This window comes from Trichocoleus sp. DQ-A2 (assembly GCF_039961915.1).
Classification (GTDB): domain Bacteria; phylum Cyanobacteriota; class Cyanobacteriia; order Cyanobacteriales; family FACHB-T130; genus FACHB-T130.
This window is the reverse complement of the sequence record NZ_JAMPKD010000002.1, coordinates 298569-315093: the sequence shown is the minus strand read 5'-3', so window position 1 is coordinate 315093 and position 16525 is coordinate 298569. Positions and strand designations below refer to the sequence as shown.

At 47.8% G+C, this 16525-nt stretch carries 18 protein-coding genes and 1 tRNA gene; 11 read left to right on the top strand and 8 right to left on the bottom strand.

Annotation, left to right across the window (positions count from 1 at the left end; genetic code table 11):
• Window positions 1–117: 117 nt before the first annotated feature.
• The 3 genes from NC997_RS02930 to NC997_RS02920 all read right to left on the bottom strand — a co-directional run bounded on the left by NC997_RS02930 (window position 118) and on the right by NC997_RS02920 (window position 2090).
• On the bottom strand, window positions 118–513 hold the full coding sequence (locus tag NC997_RS02930) for a phage holin family protein (RefSeq protein ID WP_190411809.1): 396 nt from the start codon (window positions 511–513) through the stop codon (window positions 118–120).
• A 107-nt stretch (window positions 514–620) separates the two neighbouring features.
• Window positions 621–1304 (bottom strand): biopolymer transporter ExbD, encoded by a 684-nt coding sequence (locus tag NC997_RS02925; protein WP_190411810.1) that lies wholly within the window; start codon window positions 1302–1304, stop codon window positions 621–623.
• Window positions 1305–1406: 102 nt separating this feature from the next.
• Window positions 1407–2090: a MotA/TolQ/ExbB proton channel family protein gene (locus tag NC997_RS02920; RefSeq protein ID WP_190411811.1), complete on the bottom strand. Its 684-nt coding sequence runs from the start codon at window positions 2088–2090 to the stop codon at window positions 1407–1409.
• Between the two features lie 214 nt (window positions 2091–2304).
• On the opposite strand from NC997_RS02920, the gene NC997_RS02915 reads away from it, so the two are divergent.
• On the top strand, window positions 2305–2622 hold the full coding sequence (locus tag NC997_RS02915) for a YkvA family protein (RefSeq protein ID WP_190411812.1): 318 nt from the start codon (window positions 2305–2307) through the stop codon (window positions 2620–2622).
• 148 nt (window positions 2623–2770) lie between these two features.
• Here the strand turns inward: NC997_RS02915 and NC997_RS02910 are convergent.
• Window positions 2771–2843: transfer RNA gene (locus NC997_RS02910), tRNA-His, on the bottom strand.
• Between the two features lie 121 nt (window positions 2844–2964).
• Between NC997_RS02910 and NC997_RS02905 the strand changes: the two genes are divergently transcribed.
• From NC997_RS02905 to cobA, 5 genes are all read left to right on the top strand, one after another.
• Window positions 2965–3345: a DUF4359 domain-containing protein gene (locus tag NC997_RS02905; RefSeq protein ID WP_190411813.1), complete on the top strand. Its 381-nt coding sequence runs from the start codon at window positions 2965–2967 to the stop codon at window positions 3343–3345.
• Between the two features lie 176 nt (window positions 3346–3521).
• Window positions 3522–4937: a serine/threonine-protein kinase gene (locus NC997_RS02900; RefSeq protein WP_190529544.1), complete on the top strand. Its 1416-nt coding sequence runs from the start codon at window positions 3522–3524 to the stop codon at window positions 4935–4937.
• A 292-nt stretch (window positions 4938–5229) separates the two neighbouring features.
• Window positions 5230–5919 (top strand): manganese catalase family protein, encoded by a 690-nt coding sequence (locus NC997_RS02895; RefSeq protein WP_190411815.1) that lies wholly within the window; start codon window positions 5230–5232, stop codon window positions 5917–5919.
• A 236-nt stretch (window positions 5920–6155) separates the two neighbouring features.
• On the top strand, window positions 6156–6998 hold the full coding sequence (locus tag NC997_RS02890) for a sirohydrochlorin chelatase (RefSeq protein ID WP_190529614.1): 843 nt from the start codon (window positions 6156–6158) through the stop codon (window positions 6996–6998).
• Complete coding sequence (gene cobA / locus NC997_RS02885; RefSeq protein ID WP_190529542.1) at window positions 6995–7807, top strand: uroporphyrinogen-III C-methyltransferase; 813 nt, start codon at window positions 6995–6997, stop codon at window positions 7805–7807. The genes NC997_RS02890 and cobA overlap by 4 nt, the downstream gene beginning before the upstream one ends.
• Before the next feature lie 243 nt (window positions 7808–8050).
• Here cobA and prmA read toward each other — a convergent pair whose 3' ends face one another.
• The 3 genes from prmA to NC997_RS02870 form a co-directional block, all read right to left on the bottom strand.
• On the bottom strand, window positions 8051–8941 hold the full coding sequence (gene prmA / locus NC997_RS02880) for a 50S ribosomal protein L11 methyltransferase (RefSeq protein WP_190529540.1): 891 nt from the start codon (window positions 8939–8941) through the stop codon (window positions 8051–8053).
• Between the two features lie 238 nt (window positions 8942–9179).
• Window positions 9180–10760: a phosphoglycerate dehydrogenase gene (serA, locus tag NC997_RS02875; protein WP_190529530.1), complete on the bottom strand. Its 1581-nt coding sequence runs from the start codon at window positions 10758–10760 to the stop codon at window positions 9180–9182.
• Between the two features lie 276 nt (window positions 10761–11036).
• Window positions 11037–11177 (bottom strand): hypothetical protein, encoded by a 141-nt coding sequence (locus NC997_RS02870; RefSeq protein ID WP_348257759.1) that lies wholly within the window; start codon window positions 11175–11177, stop codon window positions 11037–11039.
• Window positions 11178–11256: 79 nt separating this feature from the next.
• Between NC997_RS02870 and NC997_RS02865 the strand changes: the two genes are divergently transcribed.
• The 5 genes from NC997_RS02865 to NC997_RS02845 all read left to right on the top strand — a co-directional run bounded on the left by NC997_RS02865 (window position 11257) and on the right by NC997_RS02845 (window position 15552).
• Entirely contained in the window at window positions 11257–11772 is a 516-nt protein-coding gene (locus tag NC997_RS02865; RefSeq protein ID WP_190411820.1) for a hypothetical protein, read from the top strand.
• A 124-nt stretch (window positions 11773–11896) separates the two neighbouring features.
• The gene (locus NC997_RS02860; protein WP_190529528.1) at window positions 11897–12910 is read left to right on the top strand and encodes an ion channel; all 1014 of its coding nucleotides are present in this window, start codon (window positions 11897–11899) and stop codon (window positions 12908–12910) included.
• Between the two features lie 142 nt (window positions 12911–13052).
• Window positions 13053–13832, top strand: coding sequence for a photosystem II S4 domain protein (locus tag NC997_RS02855; RefSeq protein WP_190529526.1), 780 nt, complete (start codon window positions 13053–13055; stop codon window positions 13830–13832).
• A gap of 253 nt (window positions 13833–14085) precedes the next feature.
• Entirely contained in the window at window positions 14086–15231 is a 1146-nt protein-coding gene (locus NC997_RS02850; RefSeq protein WP_190529523.1) for a hypothetical protein, read from the top strand.
• Window positions 15232–15366: 135 nt separating this feature from the next.
• Window positions 15367–15552, top strand: coding sequence for a PCP reductase family protein (locus tag NC997_RS02845; protein WP_190411824.1), 186 nt, complete (start codon window positions 15367–15369; stop codon window positions 15550–15552).
• 134 nt (window positions 15553–15686) lie between these two features.
• On the opposite strand, the gene NC997_RS02840 is transcribed toward NC997_RS02845, so the two are convergent.
• Window positions 15687–16514 carry an SWIM zinc finger family protein gene (locus NC997_RS02840; protein WP_190529521.1) on the bottom strand — a complete coding sequence of 276 codons (828 nt, stop codon included), beginning with the start codon at window positions 16512–16514 and terminating at the stop codon, window positions 15687–15689.
• Between the last annotated feature and the right edge of the window lie 11 nt (window positions 16515–16525).

The window sequence follows — 16525 nt, the reverse complement described above, 5'->3', positions numbered from 1 at the left end:
ATGAGGGATCTCCAGCCGAAAAACTGACCAGCAAAAAGCCCGGTTTCTATCAGAAACCGGGCTTTTAAAGTTATTGGTTAGTTTACGCTAATTGATGCCTACCCTTCGATCGACTCTTTACGCAATTGCTGTTGGCTGACCAATCACGACACTGGTAATAAAGCTGCTGACAGCGGCGAGAGCGATCGCACCGATGACCGCACTCCAAATCCCTTTTTCCAAACGAAAGCCTGTAATCAATCTCGCGGCTATTGTCAGTGCAATGACATTAAGGACAAAAGAGAATAAACCCAAAGTCAGAAGCTTTGCAAAAAATCCGTAGATGCCAAATGTTAGCGTATTCGGCAAGGTAAAAAATACAAAGCTAATCGCTGCATTTAAAATTCCAAAAACGGCTGCCGAAATATAACCAATTCCTGGGTTATCAATTTCAACTCCGAGTGGCAGCTTGCTAATAATTAACAAACTGGCGGCTGTTACCAACCAGGTAATCAGCACATCAATTAAATCCATATTTATAAACCTCCTATCCAGAAGTTGAGGCGTGAAAAAATCTTTTGATTATCCCTACCTTAAACAAACAATCGCGCCTCGACCTCTGTAAATTGACAGAATTGTCCCTACCTCTTGGGAGCAGAATCAGTCCCTTGGGGAGCCGGAACCGTCGGTGTCACGGGTACAGTACCGGGAATCGTAGTACCGGGAATCGTGGGATTAATCTCTGGTTGTCCCGGAGCCACAGGCAATTGCGGCTGACCCAGATTGTATGGATTGGCTGATGGACTGGGTGGCGCATAAGGATTATAAGGTTGGATAGGAGCGTTGCCGGAATAGGGCGCTAAACCGGGACTAGGAGCCGTAGGAACCTGCGTATTAGAGCCAGCCGCCGCATCACCGGACCCGGGTAGAGTCGCTAAAGACACGCGATCGCCTCCCACATCTCTCAGCAAATCCAGTACCTGAATGACATCGTTGTAACTTGCAGTCCGAGAAGCGTACAGCACCATCAACCCATTTGGATTTGTCGAGCGGTAATTCTGCAACGACTGAGTTAGCTGATCTTTTGAATTGATCTGCTGTTGCTCCACGTAAATTTGACCAAAATCATCCAAGCTCACCATCAACATCTCTCGCATTTGCGGAGTGCCGCTACTAGCCTTGGGCAAATCCACGCTAATTGCTTGCTGACGAGTCAGTTGCAACGCTGCCAACAAAAAGAACGTCAGGATACAAAAGATGACATCGATCAGGGGAATAATCTCAATTCGGGCGTCATCACCCGGAGTATCCAAGTTAATCTTCATAAGTTCAAACAACAGGGGAAGTTAAAAAGTCATGAGTCTTTAGTCTCTAATTCTTTGCTACTCACTAATAACCCATGACTAATGACCAATGACAATGGATTTCTAGGGTTCAGCCGTATCTGAAGTTTCTACTTTCGCCTTCATCGGATGACGATCGATACCAAGTTTAGGCCATTCCTGGCGGTACATTAACTCCAGCTCATTTCCCGCTCTCCGGAAAATTTTGGCTTGGTTAAACAAAAAACCTTGAAACAGCCGATAGAAAACAAGGCTGGTAATGGCGACTATCAGCCCAGCCGCCGTACTAATCAGAGATTCGCTAATCCCTAGAGTCACTCCAGCGGTTGAAGATGTTCCGAGATCGCCGAGGCGAATACCACTCAAGGATCTGATCAATCCCAACACGGTTCCCAACAATCCTAGTAGGGGACCAAGGGCAATCACTGCTTCTAGAATTTTGTCGCCTTGGCGCATCGAAGCCAATTCCTCGTCTGCGGCTGCTTCCAGTGCCAGCCTAAACAATTCTGGATCGGGGTGAGAAAGTCGTAAGGGAGCATACAGAAAGCGCCCAATCGGCTGTTTTCTGGCTTGGTGAGCAATCTCAGTGGCAACTCCCCAGTTGCGAGTTGCTGCTTCTAGCACCCGATCCACAGTTTCTCTTTCTTTAGTCAAGATTCTTGCCCAAAACCACAGGCGCTCAAAAATAGTGCCTAGAGACAGCAGCGATAAAGCCAGCAGAGGCCACATCACTGGCCCACCTTTCTCGATTAGTTCTTGAAAAGTCACGGTCGATTCTTTCCTCCTACACTCCCCAAGCTTTTAATTTTCTTTAACAACTTGAAGCCATTCCAATTTTAGACAAGCATTGTCATTCAGACTGAACTAAAGGACGAGGTTCTCCCGTGAGTGTCGAATCTTCTAGTCAAACTTCGGGTGGATATCCACACCTACATAATGCTGGTAGATTTGTCAATATTAAAAATAACTAGAGGATTCAATAATGAATAATTTTTCAATCCAATCAATTTACAACTGGTATCGCAACGCGATCCGCAATCCCAAATATCGCTGGTGGGTGATTCTAGGGTCATTACTTTATCTTTTCAGCCCGATTGATATTGCCCCGGATTTCATACCCATCATCGGATGGATTGACGATGGTGTGATTCTGACGCTCCTGGTTGCTGAAGTTTCCCAAATGCTATCTCAGCGCCTCAAGTCTCGTGACGAGCAAGCGGTCTCTGAAGCGGATGTTGCAGGTGTGGGATCAACTTCCAATTCAGACACGGTTGATGTAAAGGCTGTTCCCCTCAAGTAGTGTGCGTCACAACAATAATATTAATAACCCCTCCCAGTGTTGCAGCCATATTCCGCAGGCTTCTGGAGAGGGGTCTTTGTTTGTAGTAGTCGCACCCAAAAGTAATGACTTTTGAGAGACGGATGATCTACGTCTATACAAGAGCCAGGGCGAACGAGGGGACTTGAACCCCCGAGTGGTGGAACCACAATCCACTGCCTTAACCACTTGGCTACGCTCGCCATTTCAGATTTTTAATATAGCATTGTGCTTGCCAGTTGATCCAGTCTTTCGTCAGTTAACCTGGAACTCAAACGGCGATCGCCGTAGTCAAAGGCTACAAAAGAATGGTTTTAATATCCCATGAAGGGTTTACAGGTTATTACAACGATTGCGGGAGTCGCTTTGGCTGGACTGGGTGTAGCGATGGCGCTGACGAATCCCACTCAGGAGGAGTACGAAGAATTTGCCTTACAGCAACTAACGGTGTACATAAAAGACAATGTTTGTGAAAAGGCTCCAGAAAACTTTGAGAATTTTTTGAAGCGTCAATGTATGTTATTAGTTGAGACGGGCAGCCCGCAGGTGAAGCGGCTGATTGCTGAAACGACAGAGCGGCAAAATTTTATCTTTTTTAGCATTTATCGCACCGATTTGTCGGTTAGTTCGTTCCTGCCTTCTTATCATTTTGAGTCGGTAGGAGCTTTCGACAATGTCTATATTTATCAAGCAGAGAAGCAATAATCTTGTTAGCAAAGAATTATTGTTTCAAGCTGCGCGATCGCTTCTAAAGTGCTGAGAAACGGGTAAAGCCGCCAGTTAACCACACTCAGCTTTATAACAGATACACCCTATGGTCATCTCTCCAATTGAGGATATCTTGGAGATGAATATCAACAGAGAGTGCGATCGCGGCTGCCATGATCTATTGTGTTAGCGCTGGATGTCAAAGACCCCAAAATCCTTCTGACCAAAGATTTTGCCTGTGTTGTGGGCAAGCATTATTGCTGAAAGACCGCTATCGCCCAGTTAAACCAATCGGTAAAGGTGGCATGGGAAGAACTTTTTTGGCGGTGGATGAGCATATTCCCTCTAAACCCAAGTGTGTCATTAAGCAACTGTGCTTCCCACAGCAAGATTCAACCAGTTTTAGAAAGGTCGTTTCCTTATTTCGTCAGGAAGCGATACACCTGAATGAACTAGGGAAACATCCGCAAATTCCCTCTCTCTTTGCCCACTTTGAACAGCAGCAGCAGCTGTATTTAGTGCAGGAGTTGATTTCCGGGCAAACTCTAGCGGAGGAATTGCAGCAACGGGACATTTATAACGAAACGCAGATTTGGGAATTTTTGGAGGATTTGTTGCCAGTTTTGCAATATATCCACGAACATCGGGTGATTCACCGAGATATTAAGCCAGCGAATATTATCCGACGCACCCCCTCAACCTCCCCTTCCCCAGGAGAAAAAGAAGGTCAATTGATCTTGATTGATTTTGGAATTGCCAAGCTATTCACAGACACTGCTGTGTTTAACACCGGCACGATCGTTGGTAGCCCGGATTATATGGCACCCGAACAAACGCGAGGCAAAGCCCTGCCCTCCAGCGACCTCTACAGTTTGGGCGTCACTTGTATCTACTTGCTCACAAGCGTTTCGCCCCTGAATATGTATGACATTATGAATAACGGGTGGGCGTGGCGCGATTTTTTGCCCAAGGAGAGAAAAGTTAGCGATCGCCTGGGTCAAATTTTGGATCGGCTGCTACAAAATAACATTAAAGATCGTTACCCAGACGCTGCCTCTGCCTTGAAAGCGGTACAGCAAAATTTAAACCCCAGACCTACATCTCCGGTTCCAACTCAATCTCAACGACCGGGTGGTAGTGCCTTGAATTCCGAGGTTGGAGTTGACTATACAAAATTGCGGGATTTACTCGCTAAAAAGAAATGGAAAGAAGCCGATCGGGAAACCTGGGCAGTGATGTGTCTGGTAGTCGGCAAGTCAAGCAATAACTATCTATTCAACAGCGATATTCAAAAGTTTCCTTGCGAGGATTTATGGACGATTGACCAGTTATGGGTAAAGTACAGCCAGGGGCGCTTTGGTTTCAGCGTGCAAAAGCAAATTTTTCTGGAGGTTGGGGGAGAATATAGCAATTTTTGCGATCGCGTTGGCTGGCCTACCCACAACCCGTATATTCCTGACTCTGGTTTGAAATTTAGCGACAAGGCACCTATTGGACATCTACCATCGCGGCGGTGGGCGGGTGGTTATGAATGGTGGCGTCACGCCAGTGCAATGGCTGGAAAACTAGAACAGTGCAGTATTGCTTAGCTTTTGCTGCCTTATCAGCGATTTTCATCCTCAGTTGAGCGATTGGAACGGTTTTAGCTAAAAAATTGCCTCAACTGAGATTTCAATCTTGTTTTTTGTGTCCTCCTCTGGTTATAGAAAAATCCATGAGCTAAGTCTACCCGATGAGGCAGGAATACCTTTGACAGCCGATCTAAAGTATGGGTATATACCTTGATTTGTGAAGGAAAAAGAATCGTTTTTTTTGAATTCCTTTACAAAAAATATTGGCAAGCGCTCAACGATCCGGCAAATAGAGGAAAGGAATCCATTCATGTTTTTCCATAAAAAAGAACCCATTCATACTGTTAATATCACAGAGCCGAATCCACGTTATGCCCAGCTACTGCTAGAGCAGTTTGGGGGAGCAACGGGTGAATTAACAGCCGCTTTACAGTATTGGGTGCAGTCATTTCATTGCGAAAATCCTGGTATTCGGGATATGCTCCAAGATATTGCAATCGAAGAGTTTAGCCACTTAGAAATGGTTGGCAAACTGATTGAATCACATACCAAGAATGTCGATCAAACAGAAGCGTACCGGAGTACGCTCTTTGCTGTACGCGGCATGGGACCACACTTTTTAGATAGTCAGGGAAGCGCTTGGACAGCGAACTATATCAATGAAGGTGGGGATGTTGTGCGCGATCTGCGGGCAGACATCGCCGCTGAGGCTGGGGCACGTCAAACCTATGAGGAGCTGATCAAAATGGCTCCGGATCAAGGTACAAAAGACACCTTGGTACATTTGCTGACTCGCGAAATTTCTCATACGAAGATGTTCATGAATGCACTTTCTTCGTTGGGCAAATTAACAGATCCTTTCTTTGGCAATATCCAGCCGGATGAAACGGTCAATCTTTACTTCAACTTGTCTACGAATGGTAAAGATGAGCGCGGGCCTTGGAACTCGGAACCGGATTTTCAGTATGTCGCCGATCCATCTGCTGAAGTTAAACAGTAAATCGTCAGCAGTAGAACTCAATTAAAAAAGATAGAGTCACGGGGAGGTGTAGCCCAGTGGCTCTATTTTTATGAATAAGTTATTAATAATATTAGAAATCCTCTAAGCCTTAGCGGTGCCCAAATGGGTAAACCACCGGGAGAAATTGTCAATTGGAAACGATTGATACAGAAATTGTTGCTGGAAACGATATCAAATTGAATAAAGAAACTGCTCAAAAGCCTGTAGTTACACACTTGCCCAAGTCATCTGCCTATCTACTGGTCTCTCACGGAAGCCGCGACCCTCGCCCTCAAGCCGCTGTAGAACAGCTGGCAGCCCTGATCTACGAGAAGGCACAAAGGTCAGAGATAGCCTGGGTGCAGGCATCTCAACCCGTTCGCCGCTTAGGTGCATCGCCCATGCTAGAGACGCGAAATTTTACGTCTTTACAAGAACCACTGGTGGGTACAGCAGTGCTAGAATTGGCAACCCAGCCGTTGCACGAGCAAATTCGGCAATTTGGCGTTCGCGTAGCGTCTGCGAAGCAGAATCGCGCTGTTGCATCTGAGTACCAATCTGAGAGCCCCTGCATTCAGGTGATGCCGCTTTTTCTCCTGCCGGGAGTTCACGTCATGGAGGATATCCCAGAGGAAGTTGCGATCGCTCAAGTAGCGTTTGGCTCTAAATTCAAACTTGACATTCGTCCTCACTTAGGCACTCACCTTGGCTTGAGTCGTCTGTTAGCCAGTCAATTCGCTTCGATAACAGCAGACGCTCGGATTCTCCTAGCTCACGGAAGCCGCCGTGCTGGGGGAAATCAGTCAGTAGAGACAATTGCACGGACTTTGGACGCGGTGCCTGCTTACTGGTCGGTGCCACCCAGCCTAGAGGACAGGGTGAAAGCGTTGGTTGAGGCGGGGAAGGAAAAAATCGCCATCCTGCCTTATTTTCTATTTGCTGGGGGAATTACGGATGCGATCGCTCGAACAGTTGAGCGATTATCCCAGCAGTTTCCATCGGCAAAACTCCAGATGGCTGAACCAATCGGCGCTAGCGCAGAATTAGCGGATTTAATTTGGGATTTGAGAAGTCAATGAACCTCACACTGCCAGAGAACACACAGGTAAACAGGAGAACGTGTTTGGGTAAAGTATATCTAGTGGGTGCAGGGCCAGGAGATCCTGGTTTATTAACCCTCAAAGGAAAAGGGCTGTTGGAGTGTGCCGATGTCGTAGTTTACGACGCTCTGGTGAGTCCCCAAATTTTGGCAATGATTAATCCCCAAGCCGAAAAAATTGACGCTGGAAAGCGGATGGGGCGTCATTCCCTGTTGCAGGAAGAGACGACTCAACTGTTAATTGAAAAAGCCCAAACTGCGGCAATCGTGGTGCGCCTCAAAGGTGGCGATCCCTTTGTGTTTGGTCGGGGCGGCGAAGAGATGGAAGACTTGGTAAATGCGGGAGTGCCGGTGGAAGTAGTACCGGGAGTGACATCTGGGATTGCCGCACCCGCTTATGCGGGAATTCCTTTAACTCACCGCGCTTATAGCTCCTCGGTGACATTTGTTACTGGACACGAATCTGTCGGGAAGTATCGACCCACGGTGAACTGGCAAGCGATCGCCCACGGTTCTGAAACCATTGTCATCTACATGGGCGTTCACAACTTACCTTACATTACGGAACAACTTCAGACAGCAGGCTTAAGCCCAGAGACGCCAGTAGCGTTGGTGCGCTGGGGAACTCGACCGGAACAAGAAGAACTGATCGGCACCTTGGATACGATTGTGGCGCAAGTCGAGGCGACTGGATTTACAGCACCCGCGATCGCCATTATTGGTGCTGTCGTGAATATGCACCAAATTCTGTCAGGATGTCGTCCACTCAGCTTGAAGATTGAGGGCTGAGGATTGAGGACTGAAGATTGAGAACTGAGGACTGAGGACTGAGAACTGAGGGCTAAAATCTCAGTAAAAAGCTATAAAAAGCGATCGGTAGTTAATTGGTACGTCTGATTTAAGACCTTTCATACCTTACTCAGCCCGTGCTTCGCACTGCTTTGCTAACAGTCCTCAAACCTCAGTCCTCAGTCCTCAGCACTCAGTCCTCTCTCCTCCCTCAGTCCTCAGTCCTCAGCACTCAGTCCTAATTTATGAGCGTCGAATATTAAAGCAGCACCACTCTTGACGCCGCCAGAGGGTGGCAACAATCCAATCGTGTTGCTCTAAAGTATCGGCAATGGGTTTCGCTTGTTCTAGCAAAACGCCGCTAATAATCCCCCAAGTGCTGGGTTTAGCCATCTCTGTCATCTGCGGGATCAAGTCGATAATCACCTCCGCCAGAATATTGCAAAGAATGCCATCGACCGGCTCATGTAACAATTGCATTAAGCGGTCGATACTGCCTTGCTCCACAATCAACCGCTCGGGGCTAATTTTGTTGAGTTCTCGGTTGCTGTGAGTGGCTCGCACCGCCATCGGATCAAGATCTGCGGCATAAACTCTTTCCGCACCTAACAGCATCGCGGCAATTGAGAGAATGCCAGAACCACAACCAATATCTGCCACAACGATATCGGGAGTGCCCAAACCCAATCGCATCTCCAACGCTTCCAGACACAGCTGAGTCGTTTGATGGGTGCCGGTGCCAAAAGCGGCTCCGGGATCGAGGCGCAGGGTAATCCGTTCCGTCTGCTCTGGAGGGGGCAACCAGGCAGGGTAGATTAATAAGCGATCGCCAACTTCTTGCGGTTGCCAGTATTGCTTCCAGCTACTCGCCCAATCCTCCTCATCAATTAAATGCCAATCCATCACCGGCATCGGCATTCCCACATTCAGCGCATCTTGACGCAGCCACAGAGACAGCGCCGCCAAATCTAATAACTGCGCTTGGAGTGCGGATAAATAACCACACACTAGGCGTGAGTGTCCTTTAACCTCAATGGATGTACCGCGACAGCCAAATTTTTCCAGCCGCCAGAAAATTAAATCTTCTAAGGCTGGGTCGCAGAGAACTTGAATTTCCCACCAGGTGTTTGCCATACATCAGGGCTGAGGGCTGAGGACTAAGGACTGAGGTATGAGGGCTGAGGACTGAGGGCTGAGGACTGTTAGCCCAGTGGTGCGAAGCACTGGCTGAGGACTAAGGAAGGTTAGAACCTAGAACTTAGCAATATAGAGTAAAGAGAAACTAAAAAGAATTTACTCTTTGTGTACCTCTTTTCTTCATCCTCAGTCCTCAGTCCTACATCCTCAGTCCTACATCCACAGCCATCAGCACTTATAAAGTTACCGTATAGGCATCTCGAATGCCGGGAATCTTGAGAATTTCCGCCAAAATTCCCTCTGGTAGGGGATCGTCCAGGCTTAACACCATTACTGCATCGCCGCGCACGATTTTACGACCTACCTGCATACTGGCAATATTGACATTAAAGCTGCCCAATAGGGAACCAATATTCCCGATAATTCCTGGCATATCGCGGTGCAGCGTAAACAGCATATTAGAAGTGGGGGGGACGTTGATGGGAAAATCATCAATGCTAGTGATCCGAATTTCGTTATCGCCCAATAAAGCACCAGTGACCGAGTGTTCTCCTAGGGAACCCTTTGCCGACAGTTGCAGCGAACCCGAATAATCTCGAATCGAGGCATCCCGCGTTTCAATCACGCGAATTCCCCGCTCCTTTGCCTCAATACTGGCATTCACGTAGTTCACTCGCTCTCTCAACGCTTGAGAGAGCAGCCCTTTCAGCGCTGCCACGATGAGAGGCTGACTTTGATTAGTTGCCAATTCTCCTTGCAAGCTGATATTCAACAACTCAATCCGTCCTCCAGCCAGTTGCCCAACTAGATGACCCAAAGTTTCCGCCAATAGGAGATAAGGTCTGAGTTTTTCCAATACGTCAGGCCGCAACCCAGGAATATTCACGGCTGAACGCGCTGGTAGGCCCAGCAGAACGTCCCGAATCTGCTCGGCAACATCGATGGCAACATTTACCTGCGCTTCTGCTGTAGAGGCTCCCAGGTGGGGAGTGAGGATAAGATTTTTCCCCAGCGATCGCAACTCCGACTCGCCAAGCGGTTCTGTCTCAAAAACATCCAAGGCGGCCCCGGCAATTTTGCCAGTTTTTAACGCCTCTGCCAAGGCCGCCTCATCAATAATGCCACCACGGGCGCAATTGATAATCCGAGTCGTGGGTTTCATTTTAGCGATCGCCTCGGCGTTAATCAGATGAGTCGTTTCTGGAGTTTTAGGGATGTGCAGGGTAATGTAATCGGATTCCTGAAACAGCATATCCAGATCGACTAGACGACAACCCAGTTCATCTGCCCGTTCTACCGAGATGAAGGGATCGTAAGCTAGCAGTTTCATCCCCATCGCTTTCGCAACGCTGGCGACATGGGAACCAATTTTCCCTAAACCGACAACTCCCAGGGTTTTCTTGTAAACTTCTGCCCCGATAAAACTCTTGCGATCCCACTGACTGCCTTTCACCGACTGATTGGCTTCGGGGATATAACGGGAGAGCGATAGCATCATTGCCAAAGCGTGTTCTGCCGCTGCAATGGTGTTACCTTCGGGGGAATTGACGACGACAATTCCTTGTCGGGTGGCGGCTGGAACATCGACATTATCGACCCCAACTCCAGCACGACCAATAATTTTTAGCTGGGTGCCCGCTTCGATAATTTCTTTGGTGACATGGGTTCCAGAACGAATCATCAGAGCGTCATACTCTGGCATAATTCGCACCAGTTCTTCTGGAGAAAGACCTGTTTTAATGTCAACTTGGGCAACTTGGGAGAGGATATCTATTCCAACTTGGTCTATGGGATCGGAAACAAGAACCTTGGACATGATGGGCAGGTGAGTCTAAATAAAAATTCCATTACGACACGCACGCACGACCCCTAAAAGGTCAAAACCGCAAGTCGCGCGTTGCGTTGCATCCACTTCGCCAGGATAGCTCCCTTGCGTTACGCGATCGCGTGCCGGTAAAACCTTGGGAGCAAGCTTGCCTGATGGGAGCTGGCTTAGACATCGCGTCTAATCACTCTCCACCACGAACAATACAGGCAGAAGGTCATTTTAACTGTATCAGGTGTCTTTGTACGGCTGGTTGGCTGAAAGTTTTTAACTTTCATTCGCGTGGGCGAAGTGCTTCTTGCCGATGGCGGAAGGAAACAAAACACAGCCAAAGATATCAGCTACCCATCGCACAAATGCGATCGCTTTCGCATATACCCCTCCTAGCGACTTCTCGCGCAAGTGCATCCTAATTACGGTAGAAGATTTGCTGTCCCTTGCACTGCTAGGCTTTAACTAAGGCTATCTCAGCATTTTACGAATCACCATGAATTATCTCGTTGCCGTACTGGCAGACCGCATCCAGGCAGAAGCCGCCTATTCCGCTTTAGAGAAAGAAGGCTTACCGATGAATAAAGTCAGTATCCTAGGCAGAGGATACAAAAGCGCGGATGAATTTGGCTTAATTGACCCCAACGAGCAAGCTAAAAAGCAATCAAAGCTGATGGCTTATTGGCTCATCCCCTTTGGATTTTTCGCTGGAATAGCTTTCAATATCACCACGGGTTTAGACACCTTTGCCTGGGCGGGTCCAATCGGCAATTACCTGATTGCTGGACTTTTAGGTGCCGCCTCCGGTGCGATGGGTAGCGTGTTTGTGGGGGGAGGAGTAGGCTTGGCGCTGGGAAGTGGTGATGCCTTGCCTTACCGCAACCGCCTCAATGCCGGTAAGTATCTGATTGTCGTCAAAGCTTCCGAAACGATCATCCGCCAAGCGACTCGGATTCTCCGTCAGTTTGAACCCGAAAATATCCAAGGCTACGTTGACTCAGAGGGAGTCTAGAAAATAAGCACCTTCCAACCTTTCGAGCTGGCTGGGTCTTCCATCCACGGGCAGAGGAAGTAACAAACACAACATTGTTACTTTAACTACCAGCCTGAGCGCAAGTCACTGGAAGGGGGTTTAGATGCAAATATTGCCAACTTGTTTGGGAGTTGCGCTCGTCGGCTCGATCGTAGTTGATGTGCTTTGGACAACGATCGCCGTCGGCGGCGGTGGGGGGCCGATTACATCTAGATTGTCCAATTGCTTGTGGAGATTGCTTCTCCATCGACATCGCTCCTCTCCCTCTCATCAGATGCTTTCCGTTGCAGGCTACAGCACCATTGGCATTTCTACGCTGCTGTGGATTTTGGCTACTTGGGCAGGATGGGTCTTAATTTTTAGCGCCAGCGATCGCTCTTTGGTTTCTGCGGATACAAAGCAGCCTGCTGACATCTGGGAGAAAATTTACTTTACAGGTTATACGTTAGTTACCCTCGGTCTCGGAGACTACCAACCCCAAGGAAAAATTTGGCAACTGGCGACAGCCGCAGCAGCAGCGAATGGGTTTTTCCTGATTACTCTATCGATTACCTATCTGCTTTCTGTGGTGTCAGCCGGGACTCAGAAGCGACAGTTGGCAACCTACATTTCCTGTCTTGGCTATACTCCTACTGAAATCGTAACTAAAGCTTGGAATGGCAAAGATTTTGGGATGCTGTCTCAGCACTTAGTAGCGATCGCGCCCATGCTAGCCTTATACGGGCAAAGTCATTTCGCTTATCCGGTACTTCATTACTTTCATAGCACCAAGCGGGAGACAGCGGCGGAAGTTAACATAGCTGTCTTGGACGAGGCGCTGACCTTGCTCGAATCTGGAATTAAGCCGGAACATCGACCCGATGCGGTGGCGCTATACCCAGTGCGGCAAACCCTGTCAGTCTTTCTAGAAACCCTGACTTCTGCTTACATTAAGCCAGCCTCAGACGTGCCACCCCTGGCAGTTCTCGATGAGTTACGTGCTAACGGGATTCCCACGGTTAGCGATGAAGCCTTTGCATTAGAAGTCAGCAACTTGACGAGACGACGGCGTTTGCTCCTCGCCTTAGTGAGAAACGATGGGTGGTCGTGGAAGGAGGTCGGGAATCGGTTTGGGTAAAGGGGAATGATTCAGTTTAACCAAGCGCGAGGAGCCGCTAAAAGCAGCATCCGCGAAAGCGATCGCACTCATCGCATTGTCCGTCAGGTTCCGCTCCCAACGATAGAATCAAGAAAGTTTCACCTCCAAAAGCGTCTGCTGTATGTTGCCAAGGGAAGAACTCCTCAAAGGAGTCGAAAATCGAGAGACTGTAGCTCGTGTTATCGATCTAGCGGATCAAGCGATTAAAACGTGGGAAGTAGTCTTTACGGATTTTCTGTCTCCTCCAGAACTAGCTGAAATCCAGCAAGCGTTTAATCGGTTAACAGAAGTCCAACTGCTTGCTTGGGGAGGTTATCCGCAAGCTGAACGACAGCGAATTGCGATCGCGCGTGCAGAATTGCCCCTCGATTCGTCCCAAGTCTCTATTGCTGCTATCGATATTTCCGGGAATTTTTTGTTTGACCAAGCCACCCACCGAGACTTCCTCGGCGCGATGTTGGGGTGTGGGATCGTGCGAGAAAAGACTGGCGATGTAATTGTGCTGGGAGAGCAAGGAGCGCAGGCGATTGTTGTTCCAGAAATGGTGGAGTTTTTGGGAATGCATCTCAATCAGGTGCGTTCTGTCCCGGTAAAAACTCGGCAAATTGAGTTAAGCGAGTTAAAAATTCGGGAACCGAAAAAGAAAGAATTGACGACGGTTGAGGCTTCTTTGAGGTTGGATGCGATCGCTTCCGCTGGTTTTGGGATGTCTCGCAGCAAAATGGTTGATTTTATTGACGGCGGTGATGTGCGATTGAACTGGAAAGAAGTCACCCAGCCAAGTCATCTTCTGAAGTCTGGAGACTTAATTGCGATTCGCGGCAAAGGACGGTTAGAGGTTGGGGAAATTGCTGTCACTAAAAAGGAACGCTACCGCGTGCAACTCACAAGATTTATGTAAAAATTTCAATCTTGAATCTTCAACCCTAAGAATTAGATTTGCGATAGGCAAGAGATTAGTTGAACGAAGAGTGTTTTACTGTCTATAGCAATCCTATTTGAGTGGTGAGATGCTAGCGGTTCAGATCCCCGACTTCTTGGAGAAGTCGGGGATCTCGTCTTCACGAATCATTTAAGGTCGCTGATATGATTGCCATCTGAGTGATTTTCCAGTCAGTTGCGGGAACACTAACATGAGTTGCTGGGTGTAGCTTATGTCCCGTCTCAACAATCGCGCCTTTCAAATCCTCCGTGCAGAAGTGAAAAACTGTGCTGGTAATGACGCTTTGAGCCAAATGGAGCAGCGGATTGTACTGGAGGAATTAGAAAAACTGCGATCGCAACCAGGCTCACCTGCCTCCTTAGAAGAACTGCGGAAAATCGTCATTGCCACCTATGCAAACTTCAGCCAGAAAGCATTACTAGCGGCAGCAAAAGCCAACCGTCCCCTGGGAATATTCGGCAAAATCAAATTAGCTGGCTGTGCGGTAGCTGGGGGGACTTTGTTGCTAGTTGGGGGAACGGGGACGCTTGTTTTGGCAATTTTGCTATCTCCCACCGCTCATCAGTCAGCGGGACAAAATGCTTCTATGAGTACAGAAGATCGCTATCAGGAAGCGATCGCCTCTTTAGACCAAGCAGAAGAATTAATTAACCAAGCCAAGACCGCAGCAGATTTGGCATTGGGTGAAAATAAATTAAGTGAAGCCAAAACACACATCGATTATCTGCCCGTTTCAGATACAGTTTCTTCGCGGCGATACTCTTACAACCGTAAGGGTCGGCGCTATGTTAGCGGGTACGATACGCAGACAATCCCTAATGAGCAAACCGCCAGTATTCGCTATAGATTTGAGCAAATCAAGTCCCAACTTTCTCAACAACAGCAGATTTTGGGGCGCACTAATACTTTAATTCAAGCCGCCAAACAATATGCTTTTGCTGCTGCCAAAACTGGGCAAAATCCACCTCATACTGCACAGCGATGGCAACAAATTGAAAATTTGTGGTCCAAGGCAATTGCCCAACTGCAAAACGTTCGGCTGGAAGACGTTGACTATGTGGAAGCGCAAAAGCTATTGGTAACGTACCAAATGAATTTAGACACTGTGCAAATTCGATTAAAAACAGAACGTGAGTCTCACGAAGCCTTCAATGATGCTCAACAACAAATCAACGCTTTGCTTGCGTCGATACCTAAAGATAGTTCCCAAGTAGATCGCAACCAGATACTCAGCCAGATGCAAGAAATAATCTATCGGTTGAAAATAGTCAAACCAGGAACAAGCGACTATCGAGAAGCCCAACAACTGCTGCAATCGGCACAGAAGAAACTAAAAGCTGCTCAGGCAAAGAATTGATTCTCCTAAGGTTGGTGTGTCATGGCGCGAGGAGCCGCTAGGAAAGGCATACGCGAAAGCGATCGCAACTTGATAAAATGCGATTAAGTTTACCAGCTAAAAGCCGAACGGCTGATAGCTAAGGGCTGGTGTGCCATGCGCGATTCTGATTTTACAGATGTTTTACAGTGGACGCCGGAAGCAAAGGCAAAGCTGAAAAATATTCCTTTTTTTGTTCGTTCCCAAGCGCGTCAGCGAATTGAGCAAATCGCTCGTGCAGGGGGTTTGGAAGTTGTTACGGGTGAGTTAGTTGAACAGGCGCGGCTAGAATTTGGGCAGTGAGCGATCTCCCTACAATACTTCTCGGAGCATACAAACCTCATCCTCATGTGCCATTTCCGGACTAGAGAATGGGAAATTTATAGCTCATCCTGGGGTAAGGGAGAAGTTAACTAAGAAGTATGCGATCGTAGTCTTCAACTCTCTTCTAAATTCATCGCCGCTAGAAAAGCTTGCTGACTGACTGTTTGATAAACAGTGTCTAAATATTGCATCACCGGCTGACTAGAACCGGATGCGAGGGTAATCGATCCGAGTACATTTAATACAGTGTCACCAGTCGGTGCAATTACGACCAGTGAAGAATCTAGCGGTTCGTCGTATTGCCAGAATTCCTCAACTTTAAGAGGAGTTGCTGGTAAGGATGAAGTATCCTCGCCCGATGGCTGGGATGTCTCAGCCGTGGTAATTTCATTCTCAGAATTTTGCTCGCTACCGCGTCTTAGCTTGCGTAAGGTATCGAGGATTTGTTCTTTGGGGCGTCCCCGCAACTGGAAGATGACGAAAGGATCTTCACTGAAGCGATCGCCTAACTGATAATAAACTGCACCAATGTGTTTGCAGGGAATTTCTTTATCCGGGCAACTGCACCGTGCATGGATATCAGACAAAGTAAAGGGAAATATACTCAAACCATTGGCGGTAAACACTTCTTGAATGTTGGGCGGCATTTCTCCCGCCAATAGTTGGGCAGAAAAAATCGCCCGTTGAGACATGGTTTCAATCACATAATCCCACTGTTCATCTGTAAAAGGGTCTAGGGATAGGGAAACTTGATAGGGTTCCGGTGCCGTACCTTGCACTTTTGCTAACACCTTTGGACCTTTAAATTCAATGCCGAGAACATTTCCCTGCATTGCATAATTTCGTGCCCTTTCCAATCGCTTTTTGAAGCGGGACTTCTCTAATAGATCAATCCATTCTTGTACCCACCATTCACGGCTTTGAATTTCGTAATTGTTCATATTATTGCTTA